Source organism: Streptomyces sp. NPDC012825, assembly GCF_042900925.1.
GTDB lineage: Bacteria > Actinomycetota > Actinomycetes > Streptomycetales > Streptomycetaceae > Streptomyces.
The window spans coordinates 117,374-133,922 of record NZ_JBIBBZ010000005.1; the positions used below are offsets into that span (position 1 = coordinate 117,374).

Genomic DNA, 16,549 nt, shown 5'->3' on the forward strand with positions numbered 1-16,549 from the left:
CGTCACGCCGTCTCCCCCACGAGGCGCTCGACGGCGGCGACGGCCTCGCCGACGGCCTGCGGGTTCTGGCCGCCGCCCTGGGCGACGTCCGGCTTGCCGCCGCCACCGCCGCCGAGGGTCTTGGCGGCCGTGCGGACCAGCTCGCCGGCCTTGAGGCCGCGCTCGCGGGCGGCCTCGTTGGTGGCGATGACCGTCAGCGGCTTGCCGTTGACCGTGGTGAACAGGGCGACGACGGCCGGGCGGCCGCCGGAGATCCGGCCGCGCACGTCGAGGACCAGCCTGCGCAGGTCGTCGGCGGTGGTGCCGTCCGGGACCTGCCCGGTGACCAGGGCGACGCCGCGCACGTCGCGGGCGGACTCGACGAGGCCGGCCGCGGCCTGGAGGACCTTCTCCGCGCGGAACTTCTCGATCTCCTTCTCGGCGTCCTTCAGCTTGCCGAGCATGGCGGAGATCTTCTCCGGCAGCTCCTCCGGACGGCCCTTGACCAGCTCCTGGAGCTGGGCGACGACCGTGTGCTCCTTGGCGAGGAAGTTGTACGCGTCGACGCCGACGAGGGCCTCGATGCGGCGCACGCCGGAGCCGATGGAGGACTCGCCGAGCAGCTTCACCAGACCGAGCTGGGCGGTGTTGTGGACGTGGGTGCCACCGCACAGCTCCTTGGAGAAGTCGCCGATGGTGACGACGCGGACCTGCTCGCCGTACTTCTCGCCGAACTCGGCGATGGCGCCCTGGCGCTTGGCCTCGTCGATCGGCATGACCTCGGCGTGGACCTCCAGCTCGCGCGCGAGGACCTCGTTGATCTTCTGCTCGACGTCGGTGAGGACGGCGCCGGGGACGGCGTTCGGCGAGCCGAAGTCGAAGCGGAAGCGGCCGGGCTGGTTCTCGGAACCGGCCTGGGCGGCCGTCGGGCCGAGGGCGTCGCGCAGGGCCTGGTGGGTGAGGTGGGTGGCCGAGTGGGCTCGGGCGATGGCCCGGCGGCGGCGCACGTCGATGGCGGCGTAGGCGGTGGCGCCCACGGTCACCTCGCCGACCTGCACGGAGCCCTTGTGCACCGAGACGCCGGGGACCGGCTGCTGCACGTCGCGGACGTCGATGACGGCGCCGCTGTGCAGCTTGATCCGGCCCTGGTCGGCGATCTGGCCGCCGCCCTCGGCGTAGAACGGGGTACGGTCGAGGACGACCTCGACCTCGTCGCCCTCGGTGGCGGCCGGCGAGGGGACGCCGTTGACGAGGAGGCCGACGACGGTGGTCTCGCCCTCGGTGTTGGTGTAGCCGGTGAACCGCGTGGCGCCGCCGACGTCGGCGATCTCCCGGTACGCGGTCATGTCGGCGTGGCCGGTCTTCTTGGCCTTGGCGTCGGCCTTGGCCCGGTCCCGCTGCTCCTTCATCAGACGGCGGAAGCCGTCCTCGTCCACGGAGAGGCCCTGTTCGGCGGCCATCTCCAGGGTGAGGTCGATCGGGAAGCCCCAGGTGTCGTGGAGCAGGAACGCCTTGTCGCCGGAGAGGACCGTGCCGCCGGAGGCCCTGGTCTCGGTGACGGCGGTGTCGAGGATGTTGGTGCCGCCCTTGAGGGCCTTCAGGAAGGCGGCCTCCTCGGCGAGGGCGACCGTCTCGATGCGCTTGCGGTCGGTGACCAGCTCCGGGTACTGCTCGCCCATCGTCCCGATCACGGTGTCGACGAGCTCCTGGACGACCGGGCCGGTGGCGCCGAGCAGGCGCATGTTGCGGACGGCGCGGCGCATGATGCGGCGCAGCACGTAGCCGCGGCCCTCGTTGCCGGGGGTGACGCCGTCGCCGATGAGCATGACGGAGGTGCGCATGTGGTCGGCGACCACGCGCAGCGAGACGTCGCTCTCGTGGTCCGCGCCGTACCGGACGCCGGTCAGCTCGGTGGCCTTGTCGATGACGACCTTGAGGGTGTCCGTCTCGTACATGTTCTGGACGCCCTGGAGGATCATCGCCAGGCGCTCCAGGCCGAGGCCCGTGTCGATGTTCTTCGACGGCAGCTCGCCGAGGATCGGGAAGTCCTCCTTGCCGGAGCCCTCACCGCGCTCGTACTGCATGAAGACCAGGTTCCAGATCTCCACGTACCGCTCGTCGTTGACGGCCGGGCCGCCCTCGACGCCGAACTCGGGGCCGCGGTCGTAGTTGATCTCGGAGCAGGGGCCGCAGGGGCCGGGGACGCCCATGGACCAGTAGTTGTCCTTCTTGCCGAGGCGCTGGATGCGCTCGGCGGGGACGCCGACGACGTCGCGCCAGATCTGCTCGGCCTCGTCGTCCTCCTGGTAGACGGTGATCCAGAGCTTCTCCGGCTCGAGCCCGTAGCCGCCGTGCTCCACCGGGGTGGTCAGCAGCTCCCAGGCGAGCTTGATGGCGCCTTCCTTGAAGTAGTCGCCGAAGGAGAAGTTGCCGCACATCTGGAAGAACGTGCCGTGGCGGGTGGTCTTGCCGACCTCTTCGATGTCGGGGGTGCGCACGCACTTCTGCACGCTGGAGGCGCGCGAGAAGGGCGGCTTGACCTCGCCCAGGAAGTAGGGCTTGAAGGGCACCATGCCGGCGGGGACGAGGAGCAGAGTCGGGTCGTCCGCGATGAGCGACGCCGAAGGGACGACGGTGTGCCCGCGCTCCTCGAAGAAGCTCAGCCAGCGGCGGCGGATTTCAGCCGACTCCATCAGTGGTCCTCATTCCGGTTGTACGAACTCGTGGGAAGGGTGAAGTACGAGGGCGCGGCGGGACCGAGCCCGGTCCCGCGGCGGGGCTCCGGAAACTCCCGGCCCTGTGCGGCGGCCGGGTCGGCGGCGGCGTCGAGCCCGAGCGCCTCCCCCAGTTCGGCCTCCCGCTGGACCATGCCCGCCCTCACGTCGAGGGCGAAGTCCTTGAGCCGGTGGCCGGCTTCGACGGCCTTGTTCGCGGCCTGGGCCGCGAGGCTCTCGGGGGTCAGCTGCTTCAGCTTCCGGTTGACCTTGGTGGTGGCCCACACGCCGGCGGCTGCGCCGGCCGTGAACCAGAACGTGCGGCGGAACATGACGGCTCAGCCCTTCTGCTTCCGGCGTCGCGTGGACGGCACGGTACGGCCGACGATCACGGTGCGGCGCGCGGAGGCGCGCGGCGCGTCCTGCCCGTCCCGGCTCCGGCCGAGCGCCCGTCGCACGCCGTAGCCGAAGGCGGCCACCTTGACGAGCGGGCCGCCGAAGGTGGAGGCGACGGTGGTGGAGAGCGCGGAGGCGTTGGAGGTGACCTCCTGGACGTCCGAGGCGATGGCGTCGACCCGGTCGAGCTGGGTCTGCGCCGAACGCACGGTCGCGGAGGCCTCGGCGAGCAGGGGAACGGCCTGCTCCGTCACGTCCGCCACGAGCTTGGTGGTCGCCCTGAGCGTCTGCGCCAGCCTCGCCAGCGCCACGGCGAGGAAGGAGACGAGGATCGCCCAGAAGACGGCCACCAGGATCCCGGCAACCTCTCCACCGGTCACGCTGCACCGCTCTCTGCTGTCGTTGGGCCTTGTGAAAGTCGTCCCCCGACCCTATCGCGCCCGGGCTGTTGTGCCGTACCGCATAACCGCGTGCGAGGCACCCGTCACAGGATTCGGTTGTACGCGGTGCGGGCGGGTGAGTACGCTCCGTGTCCCATGCGACGGAGCAATCTCCCGGCGGAGCTGAACCGGTTCGTCGGACGGGCCGCCGAGCGGGCGGCGCTGGCGGCGCTCCTCGGAACGTCCCGCCTGGTCACGGTCGTGGGGGTGGGCGGGGTCGGCAAGACGCGGCTCGCGCTGCGGACGGCGGCCGAGGCGCGGAGACACCACGGCGACGGGGTGCGGCTCGCCGATCTGGCGCCGCTGCGCGACCCGGATCTGGTGGCGCACGCCCTGGCCGAGGCGCTCGGCCTCACGGACCACACGCCGAGGCCGCCGCGCGAGGCGCTGGTGGAGCACCTCGCGGAGCGGCACGTCCTGCTGGTGCTCGACGGCTTCGAGCACCTGGTGGAGAGCTGCGCCCCGCTGGTGCGGGAGCTGCTCGCGCGCGCGCCCGGCCTCACCGTCCTCGCGACCGGGCGCAGGCCCCTGCGGGTGGCGGGCGAGACGGTGTTCCCGCTGGCGCCGATGGGCGAGGCGGACGCGGTGGCGCTCCTCGCGGAAAGGGCGGCGGAGGCGGGCGCGCCGGTCTCCCGGGACACGCCGGCGGGCGCCCCCACGGACCCGTGCGGTGCGGGCGGGGTCGCGGGTCCCGATCGCACGTGCCCCGAAGTGCCGGAAGTGGTGCGGGAGTTGTGCCGTCGGCTCGACGGGATTCCGCTCGCCCTCGAACTGGCCGCCGGACGGCTCCCCCTGCTCTCCCCCGAGCAGGTGCTGCACCGGCTCGACGACCGCTTCCGGCTCCTCTCGGACGGCGAGCGCGGGGCGCTCCCCCGCCACCGGGCGCTGCGGACGGCGATCGGCTGGAGCCACGAGCTGTGCACGCCGCGGGAGCGGCTGCTGTGGGCGCGGCTCTCGGTGTTCGCCGGGCCCTTCGACCTGGAGGCGGTGGAGTACGTGTGCGGGGGCCCCGAGCTGCCGCCGGAGCGGATCCTGGACCTGCTCGGGGAGTTGCTCGCGCAGTCGCTCGTCTCGCGGGAGGACACGCCGGCGGGCCCCGCCTACCGGATGCTGGGCACGGTCGCCGCGTACGGGGCGGAGTGGCTGGCGGCGCTCGGCGACACGGAGCGGATGCGGCGCCGGCACCGCGACTGGTACATGGGCCTGGCCACCTGGTGCGAGCTGGAGTGGTTCAGTCCGCGTCAGGCGGAGGTGGCGGCGCGCACGGACGCGGCGCTGCCCGATCTGCGGGCCGCCCTGGAGCTGTGCCTGGAGCTTCCGGAGGACGCGCACCTGGCCCAGCACCTGGCGGGCACGCTCTGGTTCGCCTGGGCGGGCTGCGGGCGCCTCTCGGAGGGCCGGTACTGGCTGGACCGGGCGCTCGGGCTCGAATCCGGGCACCGGGAGGCGCGGTTGAAGGCGCTGTGGGTGCTCGGGTACGTGGCGGTCCTCCAGGGGGACGGCACGGCGGCGGTGGCGGCGCTCCACGAGTGCGGGGAGCGGGCCGGGTCCTCGGGGAACGCGCTGGCGGAGGCGTACGCGACGCACCGGATGGGCTGTCTGGCGCTGCTCACGGACGACCCGGCGCGCGCGGAGGAGCTGATCGGGCGGGCGCTCGACTCCTACCGGGAGCTGGGCGAGCTGAACAGCAACGTGCTGATGGGCCGGGTCGAGGTGGCGATGGCGCGGGCCTTCCGGGGCGATCTGGAGGGGGCGGTCGCCCTCTGCCGGGAGGTCCGGGAGGTCTGCGAGGAGCGCGGGGAGCTGTGGACGCGGGCGTACGCCCTCTACGTCCTGGCGTACGCGGCGTGGACCCGGGACGCGTACGGGGAGGCGCGGGAGCTGCTGACCGCGTGCGTCTCGATCAACCACGCCTTCCACGATCTGGTGGGGCTCGTCCTGGCGATCGAGCTGCTCGCGCTGGTGACGGTGGGCGAGGGGGATCCGGCGGAGGCGGCGGTGCTCCAGGGGGCGGCGGTGCCGATGTGGGACACGGTGGGCGTCCGGCTCTTCGGTTCGAAGTCGTTCGACGGCCCGAGGGTGCTGTGCGAGGGGCGGGCGCGCGAGGCGCTGGGCGCGCGGGCGTACGAGGAGGCGTTCCGGGAGGGCCGGAGGCTCTCGCCGGACGCGGCGGTGGAGCGTGCGCTCGCCGGGCGCCGGGATCCGGCCACGGGCGGTCCGGCGGCGCCGCGCCCGTTCCGTACGGGCCGGTCGGCGGAGGTCCCGGGAACGCGGAAGCCCGCCGGCTCCCCCACCGGAAAGGGCGGGGAAGCGGCGGGCTGAACACCGCGTGGGTGGTACCGCGCCTGCGTCAGCGGGCGTAGTATTCGACGACCAGCTGCTCGTCGCAGATGACCGGGATCTCCTTGCGGTTCGGATCGCGGTCGAGGCGGAACGCCAGCGCCTTCAGGTTGACCTGGAGGTAGCGGGGGGTCTCGCCGTCGGCGGCGAAGCCACCCTCGCGGGCGACCTCGAACAGCGGCTTGGTGCGGCTGCGCTCGCGGACCATGACGACGTCGTCCGGACGGACGCGGAAGGACGGCTTGTCGACCTTCTGGCCGTTGACCTGGATGTGGCCGTGGACGACCATCTGGCGGGCCTGGTAGATGGTGCGGGCGATGCCCGAACGCAGGACCAGGGCGTCGAGGCGACGCTCGAGCTCGACGACCAGCGCCTCGCCCGTCTTGCCCTCGGCCTTCTTGGCGCGGTCGTAGGCGCGGGCCATCTGGCGCTCGCTGATGTCGTACTGGGCGCGCAGACGCTGCTTCTCGAGCAGACGGACCTTGTAGTCCGAGTTCTGCTTGCGACCACGGCCGTGCTCGCCCGGCGGGTACGGGCGGGCCTCGAAGTACTTGACGGCCTTCGGCGTCAGCGCGATACCGAGCGCACGGGACTTCTTGACCTTGGGACGCGACTGGTTAGGCACGTTCTCCAGACCTCCGTTGTAGGTTAGGTTAGGCTCACCTTACTCAAGGAGATCGCATGTCTCGCCCGGGGAACACCACGCGCATCACGGACGGCAACACAAAGAACGACGCCCAATCCATGGATGAAGCCCTGGATGGCATCGATACGACGGAGGTCCGATCAGCTCATGGTCAGCCGCGTCCCAGCGGACTTGAAATCGCGCGGATGCCGTCAGCAGCCGAGCGCACACGAACTCTCGTACAGAGTACATGCTCCGGCGTGCTGCTGATTCCCGGGGCCGAGGGGCACCGGCCCGAGCAGCTCGCGCCCGAGGCGCGGGCCGTGGGGCCCGACGGCGAGATCTTCCTGCTCTACCCCGCCGACGCCCCGCCGGTACGGGCCGCCACGCACGCCCAGGACGACGAGCTGCCGGTCGTCCTGGAGCTCACGGACGTGGCCCCCGTCTCCGTCCCCCACCGCATCCGGGGCCGCGCCTGGGTCTCCGGCTGGCTCACCTGTCTGCCGGGCGTCGCCGAGAGGGGCCGCATGATGCTGCGCCTGGAGGTCGGGGAGGCGCGCGTGGACGACCTGTGGGGAACCGCCGGGATCGACGCCGAGGAGTTCGCCGCCGCCGCGCCCGATCCGCTGCACGCCCACGAGACGGAGCTGCTCCAGCACCTGGCGGCGGCGCACGGCGACCGGCTGCGGGAGCTGGCCTCGCTGCTCGGCGAGCGCTCGGCCGCCCTCGTCCCCACCCGGGACGTGGCCCCGCTCGCCCTCGACCGCTTCGGCCTGCGGGTCCGCTTCAGCGCGGGTCCCGGAGACTGCTTCGACGCCCGCTTCGACTTCCCCGAGCCGGTGCGGGAGGTCTCGGAGCTGCGCCGCGAGATGCACCGGCTCTTCGAGGCCGCCCGCGCCTGAGCGCGCTACCGCTGCTCGTCGCCCTTCAGCCGCGTCCGCGTCCACTCCACCACGTCCGCGTACCTCGCCTCTCCGCCGTGACGGGTGGGCTCGTAGTACCGGCGGCCGTGGATCGCGTCCGGGGCGTACTGCTGGGCCGCGATGCCGTCCGGCACGTCGTGCGGGTAGACGTAGCCCTGCGCGTGGCCGAGCTTGGCCGCGCCCTTGTAGTGGCCGTCGCGCAGGTGCGCCGGGACCGGGCCCGCGAGGCCGCCCCGGACGTCCGCGAGGGCGGCGCCGATCGCTGTCGTCGCCGCGTTCGACTTCGGGGCCAGGGCCAGGGCGATGGTGGCGTGGCTCAGGGTCAGCGCCGCCTCGGGGAAGCCGATCATGGCGACGGCCTGGGCGGCGGCCACGGCGATCGGCAGGGCGTTCGGATCGGCGAGGCCGATGTCCTCGCTCGCGGAGATCATCAGGCGCCGCGCGATGAAGCGCGGGTCCTCCCCCGCCTCGATCATCCGCGCCAGGTAGTGCAGGGCCGCGTCCACGTCCGAGCCCCGGATGGACTTGATGAGGGCGCTGGCCACGTCGTAGTGCTGGTCGCCGTCCCGGTCGTACTTCACGGCGGCCCGGTCGACGGTCTCCTCGACCGTCTGGAGGGTGATCTCCGCCTCCCCCTTGGCGATCGCCGCGCCGGCGGCGGCCTCCAGGGCGGTCAGGGCGCGGCGGGCGTCCCCGCCCGCGACCCGGAGAAGGTGGGACTCGGCGTCCTCCGGCAGGGTCACGGCCCCGCCGAGTCCCCGCTCCTCCGTGAGCGCCCGGGCGAGCAGGCCCTTCAGGTCCTCGTCGGTCAGCGGCTCCAGGGTGAGGAGCAGCGAGCGGGAGAGGAGCGGGGAGATCACCGAGAAGTAGGGGTTCTCGGTGGTGGCGGCGATCAGCGTCACCCAGCGGTTCTCGACGGCCGGCAGGAGGGAGTCCTGCTGGGCCTTGGAGAAGCGGTGGATCTCGTCGAGGAAGAGGACGGTCTCCTTGCCGTAGCCGCCCACGGCGCGCCGGGCCCCGTCGATGACGGCCCGGACCTCCTTGACGCCCGCGGTGATCGCGGACAGTTCCACGAACCGCTTGTTCGTGGCCTTCGAGACGACGTACGCCAGGGTGGTCTTCCCGATGCCTGGCGGGCCCCAGAGGATCACGGAGGAGGCGCCGGCGGGGCCGCCGTCGCCGTCCCCCACGAGGCGGCGCAGCGGCGAGCCGGGCTTGAGCAGGTGCCGCTGCCCCACCACCTCGTCGAGGGTGCGGGGGCGCATCCGGACGGCCAGCGGGCTGCTGGACGGGTCCTTCTCCTGGCGGTCTTCGGCGGCTGCGGTAAAGAGATCGGGCTCCACGTCCATGAAGCCTAGGTCACGCCGCCGACAACGCCGCTGGGATCAGCTCGTCCAGAAGTCCCACCAGCGGGTCAGGATCAGCATGCCGATGATCCCGACGTGCAGGACGGGCAGGACCCAGGTGAACTCGCCGAAGAAGGTCCTCAGCCACGCGGGGGCGGGGATCACGCCGTGGCGCACGTTGTGCGAGGTGACGTACCAGAACATGACGATGGTCCCGACCCAGGCCAGGCAGCACCACAGGCACAGCGAGTTGATCTCGTACAGCGACTGGTAGGTGAGCCAGGCGCAGAAGACGACGCCGAGGAGGGTGCCGGCGTTGAGGCCGAGCCAGTACCAGCGGCGGTAGCGGGCGCCGGCGAGCAGGCCGGCGCCGATCGCGATCACCATGCCGTACGCGACGAGGCCGATCATCGGGTTGGGGAAGCCGAAGACCGAGGCCTGCTCGCTCTTCATGATGTTGCCGCAGGAGACGACCGGGTTCAGGCTGCACCCGGGGGTGAAGCCGGGGTCCTCCAGGAGCTTGAACTTGTCGATCGTGATGATCCAGGCGGCGAGCAGGCCGGCCGCGCCCGTGATCACCAGGAGCCAGGAGAAGGCACGGCTCGCTCCGATCGTGCCGCGTGCCGGGTCGTCCACCACTGCTTCCGTCATGTTTCCGATCCATCGCTCGCGGGCTGCTGGGCACGGTCATTCTGCCGTACGGAGGCCCCCGTCCACCGTTCGATGGACATAAGGAAGGGACCCGGCCGCTCGCGCGCACCGGGTCCCTCCCGCGTACGGCCGGGGGTCAGGCCAGCTGGGCCCGTACCGCGTCCAGGAGGTCGTCCAGGGCGACCGCCCGCTGCTCGCCGGACTCCATGTCCTTGAGCTGGACCACGCCTTCGGCGAGGTCGCGCTCGCCGGCGACGAGGGCGAGACGGGCACCGGAGCGGTTGGCGTCCTTCATGGAGCCCTTGAGGCCCTTGCCGCCGAAGGAGAAGTCCGCGGCGATCCCGGCCCTGCGCAGCTCGGTGACCTTGCCGAAGAGGATCCGGCGGGCCTCCTCGCCGAGGGCGACGGCGAAGACGCTGGTGGCGGAGGGCAGGTCGAGCTCGACGCCCTCGGCCTCCAGGGCGAGGACCGTGCGGTCCACGCCGAGCGCCCAGCCGACGGACGGCAGCGCGGGGCCGCCGATCATCTCGGAGAGGCCGTCGTAGCGCCCGCCGCCGCCGACCGCCGACTGCGAGCCGAGGCCGTCGTGGACGAACTCGAAGGTGGTGCGGGTGTAGTAGTCCAGGCCGCGCACCAGCTTGTCGTCGTCCTCGAAGACCACGCCCGCCGCGGTGATCAGGGAGCGCACCTCCTCGTGGTACGCCTTGCACGCGTCGCACAGGTGGTCGCGCAGGAGCGGGGCGCCGACGAGCTGCTTCTGCACGGACTCGCGCTTGTCGTCGAGGACGCGCAGCGGGTTGATCTCGGCGCGGCGCAGGGTGTCCTCGTCGAGGTCGAGCCCGCGCAGGAAGTCCTGGAGGGCCTCCCGGTAGACGGGACGGCACTCCTTGTCGCCGAGCGAGTTCAGCAGGATGCGGAAGTTCCGCAGGCCGAGGGAGCGGTAGGCCTCGTCGGCCAGGATGATCAGCTCGGCGTCGAGCGCCGGGTCCTCGGAGCCGATCGCCTCGGCGCCGACCTGCGAGAAGTGGCGGTAGCGGCCCTTCTGCGGGCGCTCGTAGCGGTAGTACGAGCCGGAGTACCAGAGCTTGACCGGCAGGTTGCCCTGCTTGTGGAGGTTGGCCTCCAGGGCGGCGCGGAGCACGGAGGCGGTGCCCTCGGGGCGCAGGGCGAGCCGGTCGCCGCCCTTGGTCTCGAAGGCGTACATCTCCTTGGTCACGATGTCGGTGGACTCGCCGACGCCGCGGGCGAAGAGGTTCACGTCCTCGAAGCCGGGGGTCTCGACGTAGCCGTAGCCGGAGCGGCGCAGGGGGGCCGCGATGGCCTCGCGGACCGCGAGGTAGGTCGCCGAGACGGGCGGGATGAGGTCGTACGTGCCCTTGGGGGCCTTGAAGGTGCTCACGTGAGTCGTCACATTCCTCGTCGGGGAGCGTCGGGGCTCCCGAGGCCGGAGGCCACCTGCCTGAGGTAGGGGTTGGTGGCGCGCTCCTGGCCGATGGTCGTCTGGGGACCGTGTCCCGACAGCACCACGGTCGAGTTGTCGAGGGGCAGGCACACGCGGGCCAGCGATCCGAGCATCTCGTCCATGTCACCGCCGGGCAGGTCGGTGCGTCCGACGGAGCCGGCGAACAGCAGATCCCCGGAGAAGAACACGGAGGGGACCTCCGTGGTCTCGGGCATCCGGAAGGTCACCGACCCCTTGGTATGGCCGGGCGCGTGGGCGACGGAGAACTCCAGACCGGCGAGCTTCAGCGCGGATCCGTCGGCGAGCTCGCGCACGTCGTCGGGCTCTCCCACCGTCAGCTCGCCCATGAGGGGCATCCCGATGGAGCGGCCGAGGGCCTTCTCCGGGTCGCTCATCATGTAGCGGTCGGACGGGTGGATCCACGCGGGGACGTCGTGGGCGCCGCACACCGGGACGACGGAGGCGACGTGGTCGATGTGTCCGTGGGTGAGGACGACGGCGACGGGCTTGAGCCGGTGCTTCTTCAGCGTCTCCTCGACCCCCTGGGCGGCCTGGTGGCCGGGGTCGACGATCACGCACTCCTCGCCCGCGGCGGGGGCGACCAGGTAGCAGTTGGTGCCCCAGGCGCCGGCGGGGAACCCGGCAATCAGCACGTTTGTCCTTGGATGTCGTCCGGCACGGGGGCGCGGAAATCACGGGAATGACGGGATTCAGCAGATCAGAGCCTACCGGCGGTGCCGGTTCCACAGCCAACCCGTATACGGTACGGGCACATCCGGCCAGGACAGGAACAGACGAGCGACAAGGAGCGGACCGGTGGTCAGCAGCGATCAGCGGCGGCGGCAGCTTGCCAGGGAGAAGTACGTACGGCAGCAGGAGCGGCGGGAGGAGAAGCGCCGCAAGGACAAGCGCCGCAACACCGTCGTCGCGGCCGTCCTCGCGGTGGTGCTGGCCTCGGGCGGCGCCGTGTACGCCTCGGTGGCACTGTCGGACGGCTCCAAGAAGGGCTCGGACAGCGCGGCGGGCGACGCGCCCACCACCCCGACCCCCTCGCCCTCCCAGGGGTCCGCGAACCCGGAGCCGAAGCTCGCCGTGGACCGGAAGGCCTCGTACGCCATGGCGCTCAAGACCAACGAGGGCGACATCACGGTCACCATGGACGCGTCGAAGACCCCGCGCACGGTGAACTCCTTCAAGCACCTCGCCGACAAGAAGTACTTCGACGGGAGCAAGTGCCACCGGCTCACCACGCAGGGCATCTTCGTGCTCCAGTGCGGCGACCCCGAGGGCACCGGCACGGGCGGCCCCGGCTACACCATTCCGGACGAGAACCTGGACGCCCTCGGCAAGGCGGGCGCGGACGGCACGGTGACCTTCCCGGTCGGCACCGTGGCCATGGCCAACACCGGGCAGCCGGGCACCGGCGGCTCGCAGTTCTTCCTCGTCTACAAGGACACCAAGCTGCCGCCGACCTACACCCCCTTCGGGAAGATCGACGCGGCCGGCCTCAAGACGGTCCAGGAGGTCGGCGCGGCCGGTGTCGAGGGCGGCGCCACGGACGGCGCCCCGAAGAAGGCCGTGACCATCGAGAAGGCCACCGTCACGAAGAAGTGAGCCCGCGCGTCCGCACCGGCGGGCCGACCGTCGAATCTCGGTCGCGCTGAGTGCGGACAGCCGGGCCGCGGTTCGCCTAGATTGGCGGTGTGCAGCGTGGGCCGTCGGCCGCGCTGCGGAAGGCGGGCGAGGCCCGCCGGGAAACTGTGGACGATGCCCGGGGGGTACGACCCCGCGACGGCATCATGGTGAGGAGGCGCTGTGAGCAGCGACCCGTGGGGCCGCGTCGACGAGACGGGCACCGTGTACGTGCGGACGGCCGAGGGTGAGCAGGTCGTCGGATCGTGGCAGGCCGGCACCCCCGAAGAGGCCCTGGCCTACTTCGAGCGCAAGTACGAGGGCCTGGTGGTCGAGATCGGCCTCCTCGAGAAGCGGGTGAGGACCACCGACCTCTCGGCGAAGGACGCCACCGCGGCGATCGAGCACATCCGGCACCAGGTCGACGAGCACCACGTCGTCGGCGACCTGGCCGCGCTCTCCGCCCGGCTGGACAAGCTCGTCGAGACGGTCGAGTCGCGCCGCGAGGAGCGCCGGGTCCAGAAGGCGAAGCAGGCCGACGAGGCGCGCGCCGCCAAGGAGAAGCTCGTCACGGAGGCCGAGGAGCTGGCCCAGAGCGAGCAGTGGCGCTCGGCGGGCGAGCGGCTGCGGGCGCTCGTGGACACCTGGAAGGGCCTCCCCCGGCTCGACCGCAAGTCCGACGACGAGCTGTGGCACCGCTTCTCGCACGCCCGCTCGGCGTTCTCGAAGCGCCGCAAGGCCCACTTCGCGTCCCTGGACGCGCAGCGCGAGGACGCCCGCAAGGCGAAGGAGCGCCTGGTCGCGGAGGCGGAGTCGCTTTCGGGCTCCACCGACTGGGGGACCACGGCGGCCCGCTACCGCGAGCTGATGACGGAGTGGAAGGCGGCCGGCCGCGCCCAGCGCGAGCACGAGGACGACCTGTGGAACCGCTTCCGCGGCGCCCAGGACGTCTTCTTCGCGGCGCGCGGCGAGGTCTTCGCCGAGCGGGACGCGGAGCAGGGCGAGAACCTCAAGGTGAAGGAGGAGCTCGCGGCCGAGGCCGAGAAGCTCGTCCCGGTGACGGACCTGAAGGCGGCCCGCGCGGCCTTCCGCTCCCTCAACGAGCGGTGGGAGGCCGTCGGCCACGTGCCGCGCGACGCCCGTCCCAAGGTCGAGGGCCGGATGCACGCGGTGGAGCGGGCGATCCAGGAGGCCGAGGAGGCCGAGTGGCGCCGGACGAACCCGGAGGCGCGCGCGCGTGCCGCGGGTCTGACCGGCCAGCTCCAGGACGCGGTCGAGAAGCTGCGCAAGCAGATCGACGCGGCCCGCGCCGCCGGCAACGACGCCAGGGCCGACAAGCTCTCGCGCGAGCTGGAGGGCCGCCAGGCCCTGCTCGACCAGGCCCTGAAGGGTCTGGAGGAGTTCGGCGGCTGATCCCGTCCGTACGCGCAGGAGGGCGGCCCCGGTACGCAGGTACCGGGGCCGCCCTCTTCGTACGCCGTCGTTACGGCCGGCGGGCCGATGTCACGCGGTACACGTCGTAGACGCCCTCCACGCCCCGCACGGCCTTCAGGACGTGGCCCAGGTGCTTCGGGTCGCCCATCTCGAAGGTGAAGCGGGAGGTGGCCACCCGGTCGCGGGAGGTCTGGACGGCCGCCGAGAGGATGTTGACGTGCTGGTCCGAGAGGACCCGGGTGACGTCGGAGAGGAGCCGGGAGCGGTCCAGTGCCTCGACCTGGATGGCGACGAGGAAGACCGAGGACTGGGTCGGGGCCCACTCGACGTCCAGGATCCGCTCCGGCTCCCGGGACAGCGACTCCACGTTGACGCAGTCGCTGCGGTGGACCGAGACGCCGCTGCCCCGGGTGACGAAGCCGATGATCGGGTCGCCGGGGACGGGGGTGCAGCAGCGGGCCAGCTTGACCCAGACGTCCTCGACGCCCTTGACGACGACACCGGGGTCGGCGTTGGAGCGCCGCTTGGAGCGGCCTCGGGCCGGCGGCGCGGACTCGTCGATGTCCTCGGAGGCGGCCTCCTCGCCGCCGAGTGCCTGGACCAGCTTCTGCACGATGGACTGGGCGGTGACGTGGCCCTCGCCGATCGCCGCGTACAGCGAGGAGATGTCGCTGTAGCGCATCTCGTGGGCGAGGGTGACGAGGGAGTCGCCGGTGAGGATCCGCTGGATCGGCAGGTTCTGCTTGCGCATGGCCCGCGCGATGGCGTCCTTGCCCTGCTCGATGGCCTCGTCCCGGCGCTCCTTGGAGAACCATGCGCGGATCTTGTTGCGGGCGCGCGGGGACTTGACGAAGCCGAGCCAGTCGCGCGAGGGGCCGGCGCCGGCGGCCTTGGAGGTGAAGACCTCGACCAGGTCGCCGTTGTCGAGGGTCGATTCGAGCGGGACGAGCCGCCCGTTGACCCGGGCCCCTATCGTGCGGTGGCCGACCTCGGTGTGGACCGCGTAGGAGAAGTCGACGGGGGTGGCGCCGGCGGGCAGGGCGATGACGTCGCCCTTGGGCGTGAAGACGAAGACCTCGTTGCGGGAGAGGTCGAAGCGCAGGGACTCCAGGAACTCGCCGGGGTCCTCGGTCTCCTTCTGCCAGTCGAGGAGCTGGCGCAGCCACGCCATGTCGTTGAGGTGGTCGTCCTTGCCGGTCCTCCTCGGCACGTCGGTGCGCACCTTGGAGGCGCCGGCGACGGCCTCCTGCTTGTACTTCCAGTGCGCGGCGATGCCGTACTCGGCGCGCCGGTGCATGTCGAAGGTGCGGATCTGGAGCTCGACGGGCTTGCCGTTGGGTCCGATGACCGTCGTGTGCAGCGACTGGTACATGTTGAACTTAGGCATCGCGATGTAGTCCTTGAACCGGCCGGGGACCGGGTTCCATCGCGCGTGGACGGTGCCGAGGGCCGCGTAGCAGTCGCGGACGGTGTCCACGAGGACGCGGATGCCGACCAGGTCGTAGATCTCCGCGAAGTCACGGCCGCGGACGATCATCTTCTGGTAGACGCTGTAGTAGTGCTTGGGGCGGCCGGTGACGGTGGCCTTGATGCGGGCGGCGCGCAGGTCGGCCTGGACCTCGTCGGTGACGACGGCGAGGTACTCGTCCCGCTTGGGGGCGCGCTCGGCGACGAGCCGGACGATCTCGTCGTACATCTTGGGGTAGAGGATCGCGAAGGCGAGGTCCTCCAGCTCCCACTTGATGGTGTTCATGCCCAGCCGGTGGGCCAGCGGGGCGTAGATCTCCAGGGTCTCGCGGGCCTTCTTCTCCTGCTTCTCCCGCTTGAGGTAGCGCATGGTGCGCATGTTGTGCAGGCGGTCCGCGAGCTTGATGACCAGGACGCGCGGGTCCTTGGCCATGGCGACGACCATCTTGCGGACGGTCTCGGCCTGGGCGGCCTCGCCGAACTTGACCTTGTCGAGCTTGGTGACGCCGTCGACGAGGAGGGCGACCTGGTCGCCGAAGTCCCGGCGCAGGGTGTCGAGGCCGTACTCGGTGTCCTCGACGGTGTCGTGCAGGAGCCCGGCCATCAGGGTCGCCGGGTCCATGCCGAGCTCGGCGAGGATGGTGGTGACGGCGAGCGGGTGCGTGATGTACGGGTCGCCGCTCTTGCGCTTCTGGCCGCGGTGCCAGCGCTCGGCGACCTGGTAGGCACGCTCGATCTGGCGGAGCGTGGCCGTCTCGATCTTGGGGTCGTTGGAGCGGACGATCCGGAGCAGCGGTTCGAGGACCGGGTTGTACGGGGAGGAGCGCTGCACGCCGAGGCGGGCGAGGCGGGCGCGGACGCGGTTGGACGAGCCGCCCGAGCGGGCGGGCGCGGTCGGCGCGGGACGCGCGGACGAGGCGGGCGCGGGCGCCGGGGCCGGTGCGGCGGGCGCGGTCTCCGCGGACTCGTTCTGGGGCGTGCCGGTCCCCGGCGCGGCCTTCTCGGCCTTCGGGTCGGGCTGCGCGGCGGAGAGTGGCTGGGCCTCGTCTGGCAAGAGCGCTCCTCTGGGGGTCTCCCCGGACGGACTCCGGGGGAGGTTCCGGGTTCCCCGGTCAGGCCCGGAACGGCCATGGTATCGAC

At 72.0% G+C, this 16,549-nt stretch carries 13 protein-coding genes; 4 read left to right on the plus strand and 9 right to left on the minus strand.

Translation table 11 applies throughout. The features are described 5' to 3' along the window. Nucleotides 1–2: 2 nt before the first annotated feature. The 3 genes from alaS to ACFY7E_RS14095 are packed head-to-tail and all read right to left on the minus strand — an operon-like array spanning nucleotide 3 to nucleotide 3,469. Nucleotides 3–2,672, minus strand: a complete 2,670-nt coding sequence (gene alaS / locus ACFY7E_RS14085) for an alanine--tRNA ligase (RefSeq protein WP_389484427.1) — start codon at nucleotides 2,670–2,672, stop codon at nucleotides 3–5. Further along, nucleotides 2,672–3,025 carry a DUF6167 family protein gene (locus ACFY7E_RS14090; protein WP_389484429.1) on the minus strand — a complete coding sequence of 118 codons (354 nt, stop codon included), beginning with the start codon at nucleotides 3,023–3,025 and terminating at the stop codon, nucleotides 2,672–2,674. Before ACFY7E_RS14090 ends, alaS begins: the two co-directional genes overlap by 1 nt. A gap of 6 nt (nucleotides 3,026–3,031) precedes the next feature. After that, nucleotides 3,032–3,469, minus strand: coding sequence for a DUF948 domain-containing protein (locus tag ACFY7E_RS14095; RefSeq protein ID WP_383441289.1), 438 nt, complete (start codon nucleotides 3,467–3,469; stop codon nucleotides 3,032–3,034). Between the two features lie 156 nt (nucleotides 3,470–3,625). On the opposite strand from ACFY7E_RS14095, the gene ACFY7E_RS14100 reads away from it, so the two are divergent. Continuing rightward, complete coding sequence (locus tag ACFY7E_RS14100) at nucleotides 3,626–5,851, plus strand: ATP-binding protein (protein WP_389484431.1); 2,226 nt, start codon at nucleotides 3,626–3,628, stop codon at nucleotides 5,849–5,851. A gap of 28 nt (nucleotides 5,852–5,879) precedes the next feature. Here ACFY7E_RS14100 and rpsD read toward each other — a convergent pair whose 3' ends face one another. Beyond that, a complete protein-coding gene (gene rpsD, locus ACFY7E_RS14105) occupies nucleotides 5,880–6,494 on the minus strand; it encodes a 30S ribosomal protein S4 (protein WP_030214918.1) in 615 nt (204 codons plus the stop codon). Nucleotides 6,495–6,700: 206 nt separating this feature from the next. Between rpsD and ACFY7E_RS14110 the strand changes: the two genes are divergently transcribed. After that, nucleotides 6,701–7,396 carry a DUF2470 domain-containing protein gene (locus ACFY7E_RS14110; RefSeq protein WP_389484434.1) on the plus strand — a complete coding sequence of 232 codons (696 nt, stop codon included), beginning with the start codon at nucleotides 6,701–6,703 and terminating at the stop codon, nucleotides 7,394–7,396. A gap of 5 nt (nucleotides 7,397–7,401) precedes the next feature. Here ACFY7E_RS14110 and ACFY7E_RS14115 read toward each other — a convergent pair whose 3' ends face one another. The 4 genes from ACFY7E_RS14115 to ACFY7E_RS14130 form a co-directional block, all read right to left on the minus strand. Next, nucleotides 7,402–8,760: a replication-associated recombination protein A gene (locus ACFY7E_RS14115; RefSeq protein WP_383441283.1), complete on the minus strand. Its 1,359-nt coding sequence runs from the start codon at nucleotides 8,758–8,760 to the stop codon at nucleotides 7,402–7,404. 42 nt (nucleotides 8,761–8,802) lie between these two features. Further along, the gene (locus tag ACFY7E_RS14120) at nucleotides 8,803–9,414 is read right to left on the minus strand and encodes a vitamin K epoxide reductase family protein (RefSeq protein ID WP_389484436.1); all 612 of its coding nucleotides are present in this window, start codon (nucleotides 9,412–9,414) and stop codon (nucleotides 8,803–8,805) included. A gap of 136 nt (nucleotides 9,415–9,550) precedes the next feature. Then, nucleotides 9,551–10,813: a histidine--tRNA ligase gene (gene hisS, locus ACFY7E_RS14125; protein WP_389484438.1), complete on the minus strand. Its 1,263-nt coding sequence runs from the start codon at nucleotides 10,811–10,813 to the stop codon at nucleotides 9,551–9,553. Nucleotides 10,814–10,821: 8 nt separating this feature from the next. Continuing rightward, nucleotides 10,822–11,529 carry an MBL fold metallo-hydrolase gene (locus ACFY7E_RS14130; RefSeq protein WP_389484441.1) on the minus strand — a complete coding sequence of 236 codons (708 nt, stop codon included), beginning with the start codon at nucleotides 11,527–11,529 and terminating at the stop codon, nucleotides 10,822–10,824. A 163-nt stretch (nucleotides 11,530–11,692) separates the two neighbouring features. Here ACFY7E_RS14130 and ACFY7E_RS14135 point away from each other — a divergent pair, with 163 nt between their 5' ends. Further along, nucleotides 11,693–12,490 carry a peptidylprolyl isomerase gene (locus ACFY7E_RS14135; RefSeq protein ID WP_389484443.1) on the plus strand — a complete coding sequence of 266 codons (798 nt, stop codon included), beginning with the start codon at nucleotides 11,693–11,695 and terminating at the stop codon, nucleotides 12,488–12,490. Nucleotides 12,491–12,691: 201 nt separating this feature from the next. After that, complete coding sequence (locus ACFY7E_RS14140; RefSeq protein ID WP_389484445.1) at nucleotides 12,692–13,921, plus strand: DUF349 domain-containing protein; 1,230 nt, start codon at nucleotides 12,692–12,694, stop codon at nucleotides 13,919–13,921. A gap of 70 nt (nucleotides 13,922–13,991) precedes the next feature. Here ACFY7E_RS14140 and ACFY7E_RS14145 read toward each other — a convergent pair whose 3' ends face one another. Further along, complete coding sequence (locus tag ACFY7E_RS14145; RefSeq protein WP_389484448.1) at nucleotides 13,992–16,463, minus strand: RelA/SpoT family protein; 2,472 nt, start codon at nucleotides 16,461–16,463, stop codon at nucleotides 13,992–13,994. Nucleotides 16,464–16,549 lie beyond the last annotated feature (86 nt).